The organism is Pseudopedobacter saltans DSM 12145 (genome assembly GCF_000190735.1).
Lineage (GTDB): Bacteria > Bacteroidota > Bacteroidia > Sphingobacteriales > Sphingobacteriaceae > Pseudopedobacter > Pseudopedobacter saltans.
The window spans coordinates 348,342-363,321 of sequence record NC_015177.1 but is presented as its reverse complement, the minus strand read 5'-3'; the positions used below and the strand labels follow the sequence as shown (position 1 = coordinate 363,321).

Here is a 14,980-nt window from a genome sequence, read left to right as displayed (position 1 = left end):
CTTATTTTTGGATATTTCCGGTTACCTGAATTTCATTTTTCACATCTGCAGCTTTATCTAAAACCTTAGCTACATTTTTCAGATTATTGTTTGTGATCACAATATCTTTAGATTGCTCGCCTTTTACAGAAACAAAAGTGTCTGTACCTGCAATAGGAAAAGAATTATGGATATAAACACCCTGAGTATTAGTTAGCTCTACCAAGGCAGCTCCGGCTTTCGGCTCAAAAGTCCTGACACCGTTTACATTTACATTCGATACATTTTCGGTGGTGATGATATTTCCGCTTTTAGCATTCAGCTGAACATTGTTGAAGCTGATATCTTTGGAATTCTTAATCAGAAAGCCAGTATTCGCAGTCATGTTGACATTGTTAAAACTGATATTTGAAATAGGTAATTCCTCTAAACCGTTCAGATAACCAGCTCTGTTTGTAGAAGCTGTAATATCACTAATGTGAATGTTTCTGAAAATTGGTGTTCGTTCGGAAATAGGCTCAGGATTGGTTTTTGCATACTGTAAGTCCAATACAATCGCCTGATCTCTGATATTTCTCATAATGATATTGCTTACGCGGATATCTTCCACAACACCACCTCTACCTCTTGCTGATTTAATTCTAATTCCACGATCTGTACCATCAAAAATACAGTTAGTAATCGCTATATTTTTAACGCCTCCAGACATTTCACTACCTATTACCACACCTCCATGTCCGCGTAACATGGTACAATTGGTAATGGTATAATTTTCTGCCGGGATATTTACTTTTCTTCCAGAACGGTCTTTTCCGGACTTAATGGTAATACAATCATCTCCAACTGAAATATGACAGTTTGCAATTCTTACATTTCGACATGATTCCGGGTTAATACCGTCTGTATTTGGAGAAGGTGGATTGTCTATTGTAATTCCATCCACTGTTACATTATCACAATATTGCGGGTTGATTGTCCAGAATGGCGAATTTTGAATCTTGATATCCTTAATCTGTACATTTTTACAGTTCATAAACTGGATAAAAGGCGGGCGTAGAAAACCTCTTTCAATCCAGCCCGGCAGATCCGGAGCCAACACATTCGGATTCAAGCGTTTAAATTCTTTTTGCCATTTGCTGTCTTCTGTTAATTTCTTTACTTCTACTTCAGAAAATCTCCACCAGTTTTTACCATGACCATCAATTAAACCACGACCAACAATCGCGATGTTTTCTACGTCTTTTGCATAAAACAACGGTGAAAAATTGATTACTTCTGTACCTTCCCATCTAGACGGAACCATTGGCAAGTAATGATCGAAATTATCGCTGAAATGCAGTTCTGCACCAGCATCTATAAAAATAGTGATATTGCTTTTTAAATGTATAGGACCAGTCAGATATTTTCCGGCAGGAAAATAAACCGTCCCGCCACCAACTTTCGCTGCCGCATCAATGGCTTTTTTTATAGCGTCTGTTGCCAGCCTGGAGCTGTCATTTTTAGCTCCGTATTTAGTAACGTTAAAATATTGCTGCGCAAAAGTACTTGTGCTAAAAAAGAGCGCGATCAGTAATAAAAGAGACTTAAGTTTAGATACCTTCATAAGATTAAGGTTAGATTTTATATTCGATATTATATTTAAAAACTCCCGCTATTTCGACTAATTGAAAAAAGTGGAGAAGTTTGTAAACTATTGATGTAACAGATCCCTCGACTGCGCTCGGGATGACAACTAACTAACTAACTAACTAACTAACTAACTAACTAACTAACTAACTAACTAACTAACTAACTAACTAACTAACTACAATTTCACACTCAACGGTTTAATAGACGATTTCTTAGCTACCAATTTGCCATCTACAAATACTTTAAATCCTTTTCCTTGTTGATAATGCTTACCTGTTTTATCCCAAAGGATTTTCACTTGCTTGCCTTGATAAGTCAAATTATCCAGACAGAAGTAATCCCATTTCCCGTTAGGGATAAGTGGATTTATATCAAAAGCAGCATCTAAACGCGGTTTGAATCCTATTAAATCCTGAATCACATGATCCATAAATGCAGAATGGTTATAGAATTTACTACGCGGATGATCACCTTTCAACCACTCTCCATTACTCTCATCCTGATATTCGCCAATATATGGTTTACCGTACATTTGTTGCGACCAAGCATATTTATGCAATTCATTATAAAAAACATTCTTATCCACTTTTGCGTGATGTTTATAGTTTGTCAACAAATTCGCCAAACCTCTTAAAGTCTGTGTTGTTGCAAAAGGCCATATTGCGCCATCCCACTCGCAACCATGTCCAGAACCTCTGGTTCTAAAAGTTGGTTCTCTACGTTCTGCCGTAGTCAATCCCCATTTAGCTTTAAAACCTGCGGTATCTAACAACTGGTCCCATGCTTGTGCATACTCTTTTTGATCCAGGGGCAAATTAAAATACCAGGGAACAAAACCTATTGCCTCCCGAGCTTCATGTAACTGGTTCGTCTTTTCGACTTTTGTTTTGAAGAATTTCTCGTCTTTATCCCAAAGCTCGTTAATAGTCAGCTTTCTGATCTCTTCTGCTTTAGCCTGATATTTGGCTTTCAAAGCCTGATCGCCTAAAATATCAGCAAACGTACTTAAAGCAACAGCATTGGCATACATATAGGCGTTAATAGTTGGACGCATATTTTTGTCAACCCGAGAGCCTGAAACAGATTCCTCCATTCCATCCTTCACATCATGTTGCCAAAATAGACCATTGGCCAGTTTTCTATCTTGCTCCCACTTTTGGAAATCTTTGTCCAGATCTGCAATAATGCTTTTAATATATTCCTTATCCGGATTTACTTTGTAATAAGCCAAAAGTGCATCGTCCAGCCAGCTCGAAAACTGATGAAATCTTGGCTTTTTTTCTCCGACATCGGCTTTGTATAACCAGAAGTTCACATATTCCTTTAAGAAATCGTTGTTTTTAATCCAACGACCTTCATATAGGTGATGTCCCAACGCACAGCTGATAGCATTGTATTTCGCCGCATGTTTTACAGGCTCTATAAATTCGGTGACAATAGTGCCTTCCGGAGTGTCCTTAATATGCTTCCGATAAGACCACCAACGGAAATAGTATTTCTCCTCAATTTCTTTATCAGGACAGTCCAGCAAAGGAACATTTGCCGCCATCCAGTCTGCCGATTGTGCATTGGATATTTTATTGATAACTGCTTCGTTATCATTGGCATTGAATTCCTTCACATAGTTTCTTAGTTTTTTATCCAGTAAATCGCTTTGTGCAAATACGGACAGCTGAGAAACACACAGCGTACAAGCTAAAATATATTTTGATAAACCCATTTTTTTAATGTTTAATAAGTCAAAAGACCGGTGTCCGAAGCTATCGACTGTCCAAAACGTTCTTTTCCTTATATTTAAAATCTTTATACCTGATACTAACTACTTAATACTTCTACCGACTTCGGACCTCTGACCTCAATCTTCCTACAATTTAACATCTGTTGGCTTATATTCGCCAAACAACCAATCGATATCTTTACCACTACCATCTAACGCTGCATCATAGATTTTAATATTCTGATTTCCATCAACAAATCCTAAAACCAAAGCCTTCCCTTTTGCTAGTGTTAAGGTATTTTTTCCAGTTGGAAAAGTATAAGCATGTACATTAACATTTGGCATCCCTTTCAGAATTACTGCCTTGGAAATTTTGCTTTCTGCCTGTCCATAGTTATTTGCACTGGCATCGATCTCTAAAACAGGTGCAGGAGAATATGCCAGTGATTTTTCTGTAAAAAATCCGACTAAAACAGTTACTGGTTTTGTATTGCTGAACTCCAGTTTAGTCCCATTTTTTTGCTGTTCTGACGTATTTAAAGCAATTCCTTTTAAACCTTTTAATTCTGGAGCCAGCGCTTCTATCTTTTCGTCCTTATCTGAAAACGGCTTTGCATTCTGTTGTACGATATAAGTTTGATAGTTACCCAACAATTTTACATTGGCATTGTCATAAGCTTTGACTGTAGGAGCCTTTGTGTTTTTTGTATTTTTCAAAGAATCAATACTATGCTTAAAGTTAGCTAATTCCACTTTAAATACAGGCAGCACCTCTTTCCAATGGATAAATGTTTTATCTACTCCCCTCATCGGAATTTTCCGCTGTTTGGTTTGCATACTGTTCGCATACAAATAAGTGTTCTCAGTCAAAGAAGTCAGATTTTTATAATATGCTACACTGCTTTTCAACAGAGGCAAGGCTTTTTCCAAATCAGTAACATCATTCGAATATTTAAATCTCAATACCTGAATGGCGGCTTTCACCTTATCAGAATAATGCTGAGCCATTGCCAAATGGATATACATATCGTTTTTAATACGATTAAATTCTTCCTGATTTTTGGTTACATAAGGTGCTACTTTTTCAATTGCTGCAACGGCCTTTTTTCCATGTGCAACAATTTCCTCTGCGATTTGCATTGGAGTTTCACCCACATGTTTCTCACCTTTCCATTCCTTCTCAGCATAATCGATGATCATCTCCCCTTCGGGCGCTTCTGATTCATACATCAAAGTAAACAAGCCATACCGGAACGGATTGATAAATTGGGTCATCAACATTCCTAAAGTCGAAGTTTGGCGATTTCCATCAGTAATGCCGAATCTTCTCAAAATCTTCGGTGAGATTTCTCCCGCCTGATTATAAGCTTCTACAAAATATTTATTAGCATCTGCATTTGTTCCAAATTTATCCGAAAGCTCCTTAGACCAGAAGTTAAAATCCTCTGTAGAGTTCCTATCTGCTTTCCAGGCATATCTTGCCCAAGCCTTGTACCACATCCAATCTCTATCTATTTGCATCAAACGTTTAGGGGCTTTATCTGCAGTATAGGGCCAGTCCCAGTAAGATGCTTGCGGATACAGATGCAGACCATTTGCTTCCAAAACATGGTGCATTCCTTTAACAGATCTTTGTATAAAGTCCGGAGAACTGTATCTAAATGGCTCAAGATTAGCTAGAATATGTACGTTTTCTATGTGCACTGTTCCAATTCTACTCAACGTACGATGTAGGTCTGCCCATTTCCCTCTCGGTTCCGGAACCGTTAAGGCTTCGCCATTAAACTTAGCCATAGTATATAGGTTTTTATACAATGGCAATGCAGCCTTCATTACCGCAGGAGCATCAGTATCATGAGCCCTTAACACAATTGGCGGTTCGGTTTGAGTGCCTAAAGCTTTTAAACCATTTTTCACCCCGGGAATAATGGTTTTTGTAAACCAATCAATATCATCTTGCCCAACTCCTTCCATCGCTTCACCCAACGTAATTAATAATCCTACATTTGGATATTTTTCTACAAAAGCAGCGATAGATTTTTGGGTATAATCTGCAATTAAAGGAATTATTGGACGATTTCTATCCTGAGTTTTCAATCCATGCTTTTCTGCAAAAGGTTTAGGAATTAGGATATTGTAAAACATCTGGATTACCCAGATTCCACGTTTGTCCGCTTCCTCAGTTAGAAATTTAAAAACCTCTTCGTTTTTTCTAAATGTGGCTTCGTCAACTTCTAAAGCATAAGGATAATCTTTCAGCTTTACCAATGACGAAAATGGATGTCCATTCCACAGATACAATGAATTATACCTGTTCTCCACCAACATATCCAAATAATCTATCCAATGTTGTTTATCATAAAACCACGGAAAAGATTCAGGAGTATAGGGATATTCATAAACATCCCTACCTGGCAAATATTCAGGTTTTTGAATACCAATTGCCGTACCCCGCAATACCATTTCCGGAGCATCATATAGCTGGAACGATGCTGGAATTTTCTTAGTTTCTTTTATCTTATCAGCTAATTCCAAACAAGCATATAAAGCACCTGATGCATCTGCCCCTAGTAATAAGCTATTGTTTTTACCGAATGAAGCTATTGCAAAGCTTTCTTTTGCTGTAGGATATTTTTCTATTTGAATTTGCTTTTTTATAGCGGAAGATAAAGTAGCTTGTGTTGCTACTACTATATTTTTTTGCTTAGCGCTGATTTTATTATTGGAAGCCAGACTTGCTTCTATACCAACACCTTTTAATGCAGCAATTACTTTTTCGGCACCAAAAAGTATTCTGGGTTCTTTTGATTCTACAATGATATTGACTTTATTCTCGTTTTTAGCAAAGGAAGAGTTTATGCTAAAAATTGATAATAAAAACAAAAATAACAAATAGCTAAGGATACGCATCTTTCTAATAGTTTCGAGTTATTCTTAGATTATCATCCATTTACAAAGATGATAATCTAAAATAACCCAAAGCTAATATTTTGACACGCTTAAATGTTATAAGAAGTTTTCTAAGGATTATACGATGTTGCCGTTCCTGTTAAATAAAACTAAGCGACTTTATTTCTTACTTTATGCCCTATCAGCGCAAAGTACAGGATGATTAAATAACATACAAACGGAATAAAATAACCGATTTGAATATTATCATGATTTAAATCGATTATAGTTCCCATAATATAAGGTAGAATTGCGCCACCTACGATAGACATAATTAACCAGGATGAGCCTGCTTTAGTTTCTTCTCCTAAATCTGTAATCCCCAAAGCAAAAATTGTAGGAAACATAATAGACATAAAGAACCCTAATCCGCCTAAAGCGTAAATCACAATTACACCTTCACCTGTTATAGCAACTATACTTAGTAAAGCTGCGCAAACAGCAAAAATGGCGAGTAACACATTTGGTTTAAAGATTCTCATCAGGAAAGTTCCAACAAATCTGCCTCCCATAAACAATAGTCCGTAAACCCCTAACCAATAGCCCGCAGTTCTTTCATCAAAATTTGCTCCTTGCTGTGCCATTCTGATAAAGAAACTGGTTACACAAACCTGAGCGCCCACATAAAAAAACTGAGATACTACTGCCCAGCTTAAATGTTTGTGCTTTAGGGCCGCCCACAGGCTTCTTTTTTCTCCCTGGTTGTCGTCTTCTACTTTTACCTCCGGGAATTTGATAAAATAGAATAACAAAGCAACTACTAACAAAAATGTCCCCAATATTATATACGGCATTTTTACTGAACCAGCTTCAAAATTCAGATAAGCCAATCTATCTACCTCTGACATAGCGGCCAATTCATCAGCAGTATGTTCTTGTCCTGAGAGAATGAATAAGGCGCCAACAATAGGAGCTACCATTGCAGCTAAACCATTAAAAGACGCTGCCAGATTCAATCGGAAAGTCGAAGTTTCCTTTGGCCCCAAAACCGCAGCATACGGATTTGCTGCTGTTTCTAATAGGGTTAAACCACAACCTATAATAAATAGAGCAATCAAAAACAACTCATAAGCTCTGGTATTTGCTGCAGGTACAAACAAGAAAGCGCCAGCGGAAAATATCAATAAACCTAAAAGTAAACTGTTTTTATATCCCCATTTCTTCAAGATCATACCTGCCGGTAAGGCCATTAGAAAATAAGCCATAAAAACCGCTGTATCTATTAAAGTAGACTGACGATTATTCAATTGACAAGCTTTTTTCAAATGGGGAATAAGAATGGAATCCAGATTATGGGCCATCCCCCAAAGGAAAAATAAAGTTGTTACTAAAATAAACGGTATTAAATATTTAGTCTTCGAAGCTGCTCCTGTTTCGTTCACTATTGGGGAATTCTGAGATTCTGTAATAATTGACATACGTTTTAATAATTGGATCACCAAATATACTATAAACAAAAATATCTGAACGGCCCATCTTTTTATTATCTTATATTTACATTCTACTATAGCATATTAGCTTGAAAGAAGAAAAAAGCTATTCTTAATCTTATTCTCTTTTAAACTCTTCACCACATGTTTTACATTTATATACCGTTTTATAATAAATCGGAAATACCATAAACAGGAATGAAACAATTGCAGAAAGTACTCCTTTTGTACCTCTCATGGATTTATATCCAGTATACAAATCTGTAGAATCACAATTTGGACATTTGATGATTTTGCCATTGTCATCTAAGGATTTCACATTATCAACTTGCTCAATAATAGTATTTGCCCGTTCAACATCACTTCCTCCAACTTTCAATTTAATTCCGCCGAGAGTAACGTTATACAATGGATTTAAAGACACCATATGATCATCAAAGATAAAACAATCTATCCCTTCACTTTCTAGCCTTGATTTCAGAATATGGGCTTCAATTGAATTATCAAATACTTTTACTGTTATTAATTCCATGTCTTATTGGTGATTTAACGATACACCATTTACTAAAAATAGTAAATATCTACTTGTAAAAAAAGCTAAGTGCTATAAACTGAAAAAGCGATTAGTTTTATACTTTTTATCTTACTTTCAAATCTTAGTTCCCCCAGTATCTACAGGTGTTGTTTGGGGCTCTATTTTCAACAACATATTTTCATTTTTAGAGAATCCTTAAGATAATTTCATCCTTCGTTCTTCTTTCGTTTAGTGATATATTCTAGATGTTTAAAGAATGGAGACAAATCACCTAATATGAGTGCAGAATTTTCGCATTGAATAAATTTATCTTTAGAAAAACTTTCAATCCTATTTAACAGGAAGTTTCAATGGCGTAAGGTTATAAACTGATTAATAATGAAAAAAATCTTATTTTTTGTTCTACCCGTTTTTTGCTTTTCATGCTCACAAACTCCAAAAAATATTGATATCATTTTAGAAGCATCCGAAAAGAATCGCAGTGAACTCGAAAAAGTGATAGAACATTACAAACGGGAAAAAAATGATGAGAAACTAAAAGCTGCATATTTCTTAATAGAGAATATGGCCTACAGATTCAGCCTGGACGGACCTGATGTAAAAAAATATGATCCTCTTTTTAATATACTCGATTCGTTAAAAAAGGAATATAAAGTAATTCCCACTCTAGCTCCAATCGTTAAGCAAAAATGGGATTCGTTAAGCAAAGCATATAACTGGAATTCAAAATTAAAATCAGATATTAAAACTGACTATAAGAATATTAGTGCCCAATATCTTATTAACAATATCGACCTGTCATATAAACTTTGGAAGACCTCTTTCTGGAATAAGGATTTGAGATTTGAACAGTTCTGTGAATACCTCTTGCCTTATCGAATTGGTTCTGAAAATCTCCAACCCTGGCGTGACTTTTTATATAAAAAATTTCAACCTTTCAGAGACACTGTAAAGTTTAAAAATCGTCATGAACTTGCCTCCAAACTCAATTTTGTACTTAAAGACAGTATATCTCTCAATCGTATTGTAAGGGCCTATCCTTATGACATGGATGTTTATCAAATGGAAAAAGCTGGAAGAGGTGCTTGCAGGCATCTCGTTTATTATACAGCAATGGTAATGAGAGCCAATGGCATCCCTGTCGGAATAGATGAATCTCCTTTATGGGGAGATCTCGACCGAGGACATCATTGGAATACTGTGCTCATGGAAAACGGGAAAAATTTCCCCTTCGATGCCGCTGCCTCTAATTTTGGAGGGTTAAATAAATATCCCTATCGTTTCTGCAAAGTTTACAGAAAAACATTCGCCATCCAACCTCTTGAAGTCAATCAGAGTGATTTACCTAATAATTTACTTAACTATCTTAGTCAGAGAATTGACGTAACCAAAGAATATACTCAAACTTTTAATTTGAGTATCCCTTTAACTTATTCTTTTAACAAACAAAAAAAGTATGCTGTTATATGCACATTTGATCGCAAAAAATGGGCAGCTCAATATTATGGCGAAATAGAAAACAACAAGGCTTATTTCAACAATATGGGAGCCAACCTGGTTTATCTGGTCATGTATTATGACTCGGGAAACTATTATCCTGCTACAGATCCTTTTATTCTTCATAAAAATGGAAAAATAACTTATATATCTCTATTGAAGGATAAAAAACAGGAAATGCTTTTGTTACGTAAGAATCCCAGTTACCCATCGAACGACAATAATGCAAAAAGTTTGCTTGATGGAAAGATTCAGGGTTCAAATAGACCTGATTTCAGTGATGCGATAACACTATATACTATCAAATCTGTTCCTATTAAATTTGAAGAAGTTTCTCTGAAAAACACCAAGCCATTTCGTTACGTGAGATATGTTCCTCCCAAAGCTGCTGCTAATCTTGCTGAACTAGAGTTTTATACCAATTCCAGCTCAACTAAAGTAAAAGGAAAAGCTATCGGTTTTCCCGAAATACCGGCTGAAATAGGTGATTCTTATCAGGATGCTTTTGATGGCAAACTAGAAACCTTCTTTTTAGGAAACAAGGATAGCTTATCTTACTCCTGGGCGGGGCTTGATTTTGGGAAGCCTAAAAAAATAAATAGAATTAAATATGCTCCCCGAAGTGACACAAACTTCATCATTATAGGTAATCTATATGAGCTTTTTTACTGGAATAAGGATCATTGGGCGTCTATGGGAAAACAGATAGCTACAGATCAAAAAATTGTATTTAAAGAAGTTCCTTCAAAAGGCCTTTATATTCTCCGCAATTTATCTGGTGGCAAAGAAGAACGTACTTTCACATTCGAAAATGGAAAACAAATATGGTGGTAGTAAAAGCATTTTTTAATGGAAACAAATCCTTTTTTTTTATAAAAAATCTGGCATTAATAATTTTTGCAGCAATACTTACTTCCCTGTTTTGCAAAACTTTCATTTTTCAGTTTTATATGATACCCTCTATATCTATGCAAAAAACCTTATATCCCGGTGATGGTATCGTAGTTAGTAAGATACATTATGGAACTAGATTCTTCAATCTGAAAGTCCCCGGAATTTCTCCAGTAAAAAGAAATGATATCATTGTTTTTAATCATCCTCAGGCAAACTCAGAAATCTGGATAAAAAGATGTATAGGCCTGCCGGGAGATACTCTTTTAATCGTAAACAACACCCCTTATATATCAGGCCTATTAGAAAAAGCAAAAAAACCTTCCTCTAACGTTCCAATAATATATCATCTGAAATTCCCCAAAAATCTTCCGCAATATTTCAGGTCAAAAGACAAAGCAAATTATGGCCCGGTAATTATTCCTAAAAGAAACATGGAGATAGGTATCTCTCCCATAAATATCAGAGCGTACAAAACCGTCATTGAAAAACATGAAGGAAATAACATAAAAATTTTCAATGATCATATATTAATCAATGGAAAAATAGCTTCCTCTTACCGATTTAAACGTAACTATTATTTCACATTAGGCGATAATAGGTGGCATTCTACGGATTCCAGATTTTGGGGATTTCTTCCTGAAGAAGATATTATCGGTAAAGCTATATTAAAAGTCTTCTCATCAAGACAGAATAAAAATTCATCTTCCGTACGCTTCTATGATTTATTTAAAAAGATTTATTAAAAATGAATATCACCGCAAATCCCAAACAATCTTCTAAAAGGAAACATATCTATATGTGGCTTATGGTATTGTTAACCAGCACATTTCTAACAATCTCTTTCATAGTTCCACAAAGCATAATGGTTAATGCGTTTGTAACAGGTCCTAAAATTGTATTCTACTTACAAATGAGTATTCTTTTACTGGTTACTTCGGTTGGTTTAATAACTAATATGATATACATCAAAGCCGCGAAAATCAATTTAACAGACATCTTAATTGTTGTTACTTTACTGTATATATTGATCAAACAAGGACTTAGTCAAGACGACTTTTTTTCAGATAAGCTTTCTAACTATATTTGTCTGACGATACTCTATTTGATTCTCAAAACATACGTCACTACTCTCAATCCTAAACAACTACAACAATTTGTATATTATCAAATATTGCTAACAGCTGTCATTCTATTATCAAGTTCTTTATATGGTTTGTTTCAATTATATGATTTAGTAAACCCCAATGATATGTTCTTCAAAGTAACGGGTCAATTTAAAAGCCCTGCGCCTTATGCAAATTATCTGACTGCCTTATTACCACTTACTTTTGCTACATATCTTTTATATCCTCAAGGATCGCCTCATGCCACTATCATAAAATTTATTTCCCTTTCCGCAACACTTGCAGGGACACTTATTTTACCCATTACTTATACAAGAGCTGCATGGTTCGGTACTGTAGCTGCCGCTTTATTTATTATTTTCTATAAATACCAGGTATTTCGTTTCTTTACTATTCGAAAAACAGTTTTTGCACTTGGAGGTCTTCTGTTTACAGGTTTTCTCTTTTTACTTGCATTATATCATCTGAAACCTAAATCAGCAGACGGGCGTTTATTAGTTTGGGAAATTAGTACAGACATCATAAAACAGAATACACTTACAGGAATAGGTTATGGCAATTTTGAAAGTCGCTACAATACCTATCAGGCGACATACTTTGCGGCCGACAATCGGGATCCTCAAAAGATCGAATTAGCAGATAAAGTTTATTATCCATATAATATTTTCATCCAGATTTTTACGGAGCAAGGTATTATAGGGTTGGCTCTGTTCATTGCAATACTTTATTCTATTTTTAAACAATTTTATAAAAACACATTCAAAGTTCAATCTAACGCCTATTTCGGCGTAGGTGTTGCAGCATCAATAATTGCGATAATTATTTGCGGACAATTTTCCTACCCGTTTGATGTTCTTGCGGTACATATTGTTTTTTTTATCAATTTAGCCTTATTATCAGCTTTTAATGATATTGAAGCAAATCAAATACATCTAAAAAAATTCTCTAAAAATTTCTCTCTAATAATCGGTATTTTGCTTTTTTCCGGATCAATTACCTTATTTCTTAAGGCAAAAAATAAATTCAATGCTTACACCACATGGAAAATATATACGAATGAGAATCAGTCTTCCGCTAAATTCTCCGAATTGTATCCGAGTTTAAAAACAGATGCAAATTTCAGAGCAAAATATGGTAAACTTTTATTAGATGAAAAAAAATATAAAGAGGCAATTTCCATACTTGGGGAAGCGAATCGATATATGTCAGATCCTTTTATTTGCATCAATCTTGCAGAGGCTTATATAGCTATAAAAGAATACAACAAAGCTGAATATTTTCTAATACTTGCATCAAATATGATCCCCAATCGATTGTATAGTAAATATTTATTAGCTAAACTTTATTTTAACACAAAGCAGATAGATAAAGCCAAAGAAGTTTCTCAGAATATTTTATCTACAAATCCTAAAATACCATCACCGGCAATAAAAGAAATGAAAGATGATATAAGGAGACTTATAGCGCATTCAAGTAATTAGAATCATATTTTTAACAAAAAAATGAATGATGAATTATCTTAAACTTATTTTTACACTCTATATCTTTTTTACTGCTTTATTTAAGGCGTATTCGCAATCCATGGACAGTCTTTCTCTTAATAAAGCTATTCAACTCGCACAAAAAAACTCTCTCGATTATAAAATTGCTCTGAATACCGCTAAATCTTCACATTGGAATTATCAATCATACAAAGCTGGTTTTCTACCAAAACTTTCTTTAAACGGAACACTACCAGACTATTACAGAACTATAAATACTATTACGCTACCATCAGGAGAGAATAGCTTTGTCAGCCAAAATGTAGCTAATTCCGGACTCAGTGCAGACCTTTCGCAAAACATTGGCTTAACAGGAGGGCGAATATCGGCATCTTCCTCTCTGCGTAGAATCGATAATTTTGGAACTCAAAAAAATTCAGCATATACATCGGTTCCTTTTTCCTTAAGTTACTTTCAAAACAACTTATTCTATAATGATTATAAATGGCAAAAGTTAATTGAACCCTTGCGATTACAGGAGGCACAACGAGCTTATCTGGAAAATCTGGAAGCTATTTCCTATAATACAATTGAAAAATATTTTGAGTTATTATCAGCTGATATTCAACAAAAACTGGATGATCAAAACTTAAGAAATATTGACACTTTAGTTAAAATAACACAATCTCGCTTTGAAATCGGCACAGTACTGCTTAATGAAGTTTTACAATCTAAAGTAAGTTTACTAAATGCAAAAAAAGCGGCAGCAAATTCTTTATTAAGATTAGAAACCGCAAAACAGAATCTTGTCCGTTTCCTCAATTTGAAAAAAGATGATAAAACAGCACTTGAGTTGCCAGACAAAGTTAGTTCTTTTGAGATCGACCCAGACGTGGCATTGGAAAAGGCAAAAACTAACAGGAAATTTATAATAGAAATTCAGCGTCGAAGGCTCGAAGCCGAAAGAGCTGTAGCGCGAACCCGATCAGAAACCGGACCATCTGTTACTCTCCGAGCAAATATTGGAGTGACGCAACGTGGAAGTGAATTACAGTATGCTTATGAAAACCTGTTACGTAATCAATCAGTAACTATTGGTTTCAGCATTCCTTTGGTGGATTGGGGCGTAAACAAATCAAACCGTAAAAAGGCCGAGGCTAATCTTGAACTTGAAAATAATAATATTAGTCAACTAGAACTTTCCGCCGAACAGGAAATATACTATCAGGTATTGAAATGGAAGATGCAAAATGAACAGATTGCTATTGCACTCGAAACACGCAAGCTGGCAGAACAACGCTATGATATCGCTAAACAAAAATACGCTTTAGGCAGCATTAGTTTTACAGATTTTAATAACGCCCAACTTGATAAAGACAGGGCAGTAACCGACCATATCAACAACCTCAAAAATTATTGGTCGCTATATTATCTTATGCGAAGATTAACGCTCTATGATTTTGAAAAAAATAAAAATATTGAGTTTTCTGATTTGGATTTTAATTAGTTTAACCTGAGTTCGGGTTAAGCAGCTAATAATAATTGCTTATCATTTGTTTCAAAAGCGATATTCAGAGAAGTTTTTTTAGGGAAGAAAGATAAGCACAAAGTACGCCCCATTGTATTCATTAGGGAGTTATTGATCGAACGGTGACGGGTGTGCTGGAGCTTGCAGATATTTTTTAGTTCATCATTGACACATTCAATGTTTACCAAAGCAGATCTGAGAGTTGCCTTCTGAAGAA

9 protein-coding genes and 1 pseudogene are annotated in these 14,980 nt (G+C 35.2%); 4 read left to right on the top strand and 6 right to left on the bottom strand.

Features of this window, described 5'->3' with window-relative positions; genetic code table 11:
- Position 1: 1 nt before the first annotated feature.
- The 5 genes from PEDSA_RS01510 to PEDSA_RS01490 form a co-directional block, all read right to left on the bottom strand.
- A complete protein-coding gene (locus PEDSA_RS01510; protein WP_013631384.1) occupies positions 2-1,582 on the bottom strand; it encodes a glycoside hydrolase family 28 protein in 1,581 nt (526 codons plus the stop codon).
- A 201-nt stretch (positions 1,583-1,783) separates the two neighbouring features.
- Positions 1,784-3,328 (bottom strand): MGH1-like glycoside hydrolase domain-containing protein, encoded by a 1,545-nt coding sequence (locus PEDSA_RS01505; RefSeq protein WP_041536932.1) that lies wholly within the window; start codon positions 3,326-3,328, stop codon positions 1,784-1,786.
- 144 nt (positions 3,329-3,472) lie between these two features.
- Positions 3,473-6,235 carry an alpha-d-galacturonidase gene (locus PEDSA_RS01500; protein WP_013631383.1) on the bottom strand — a complete coding sequence of 921 codons (2,763 nt, stop codon included), beginning with the start codon at positions 6,233-6,235 and terminating at the stop codon, positions 3,473-3,475.
- Between the two features lie 149 nt (positions 6,236-6,384).
- On the bottom strand, positions 6,385-7,692 hold the full coding sequence (gene fucP, locus PEDSA_RS01495; RefSeq protein ID WP_013631382.1) for an L-fucose:H+ symporter permease: 1,308 nt from the start codon (positions 7,690-7,692) through the stop codon (positions 6,385-6,387).
- A gap of 130 nt (positions 7,693-7,822) precedes the next feature.
- Positions 7,823-8,236: a putative signal transducing protein gene (locus tag PEDSA_RS01490; RefSeq protein WP_013631381.1), complete on the bottom strand. Its 414-nt coding sequence runs from the start codon at positions 8,234-8,236 to the stop codon at positions 7,823-7,825.
- 381 nt (positions 8,237-8,617) lie between these two features.
- Between PEDSA_RS01490 and PEDSA_RS01485 the strand changes: the two genes are divergently transcribed.
- Genes PEDSA_RS01485 through PEDSA_RS01470 form a run of 4 tightly spaced genes read left to right on the top strand, consistent with a single transcriptional unit; the run spans position 8,618 to position 14,742 of the window.
- Positions 8,618-10,570 carry a transglutaminase domain-containing protein gene (locus PEDSA_RS01485; RefSeq protein ID WP_013631380.1) on the top strand — a complete coding sequence of 651 codons (1,953 nt, stop codon included), beginning with the start codon at positions 8,618-8,620 and terminating at the stop codon, positions 10,568-10,570.
- Positions 10,561-11,373, top strand: coding sequence for a signal peptidase I (lepB, locus tag PEDSA_RS01480; RefSeq protein WP_013631379.1), 813 nt, complete (start codon positions 10,561-10,563; stop codon positions 11,371-11,373). The genes PEDSA_RS01485 and lepB overlap by 10 nt, the downstream gene beginning before the upstream one ends.
- 2 nt (positions 11,374-11,375) lie before the next feature.
- Entirely contained in the window at positions 11,376-13,235 is a 1,860-nt protein-coding gene (locus tag PEDSA_RS01475; protein ID WP_013631378.1) for an O-antigen ligase family protein, read from the top strand.
- 25 nt (positions 13,236-13,260) lie between these two features.
- Positions 13,261-14,742, top strand: coding sequence for a TolC family protein (locus PEDSA_RS01470; RefSeq protein WP_013631377.1), 1,482 nt, complete (start codon positions 13,261-13,263; stop codon positions 14,740-14,742).
- Between the two features lie 17 nt (positions 14,743-14,759).
- Here the strand turns inward: PEDSA_RS01470 and PEDSA_RS20035 are convergent.
- Positions 14,760-14,972 (bottom strand): annotated as a pseudogene (locus tag PEDSA_RS20035) (transposase); the annotation flags it as partial.
- Positions 14,973-14,980: the final 8 nt, after the last annotated feature.

Coding starts and splice junctions, on each gene's coding strand:
- PEDSA_RS01510 (WP_013631384.1), bottom strand. CDS start 1,582: ATGAAGGTATCTAAACTTAAGTCTCTTTTATTACTGATCGCGCTCTTT.
- PEDSA_RS01505 (WP_041536932.1), bottom strand. CDS start 3,328: ATGGGTTTATCAAAATATATTTTAGCTTGTACGCTGTGTGTTTCTCAG.
- PEDSA_RS01500 (WP_013631383.1), bottom strand. CDS start 6,235: ATGCGTATCCTTAGCTATTTGTTATTTTTGTTTTTATTATCAATTTTT.
- fucP (WP_013631382.1), bottom strand. CDS start 7,692: ATGTCAATTATTACAGAATCTCAGAATTCCCCAATAGTGAACGAAACA.
- PEDSA_RS01490 (WP_013631381.1), bottom strand. CDS start 8,236: ATGGAATTAATAACAGTAAAAGTATTTGATAATTCAATTGAAGCCCAT.
- PEDSA_RS01485 (WP_013631380.1), top strand. CDS start 8,618: ATGAAAAAAATCTTATTTTTTGTTCTACCCGTTTTTTGCTTTTCATGC.
- lepB (WP_013631379.1), top strand. CDS start 10,561: ATGGTGGTAGTAAAAGCATTTTTTAATGGAAACAAATCCTTTTTTTTT.
- PEDSA_RS01475 (WP_013631378.1), top strand. CDS start 11,376: ATGAATATCACCGCAAATCCCAAACAATCTTCTAAAAGGAAACATATC.
- PEDSA_RS01470 (WP_013631377.1), top strand. CDS start 13,261: ATGATGAATTATCTTAAACTTATTTTTACACTCTATATCTTTTTTACT.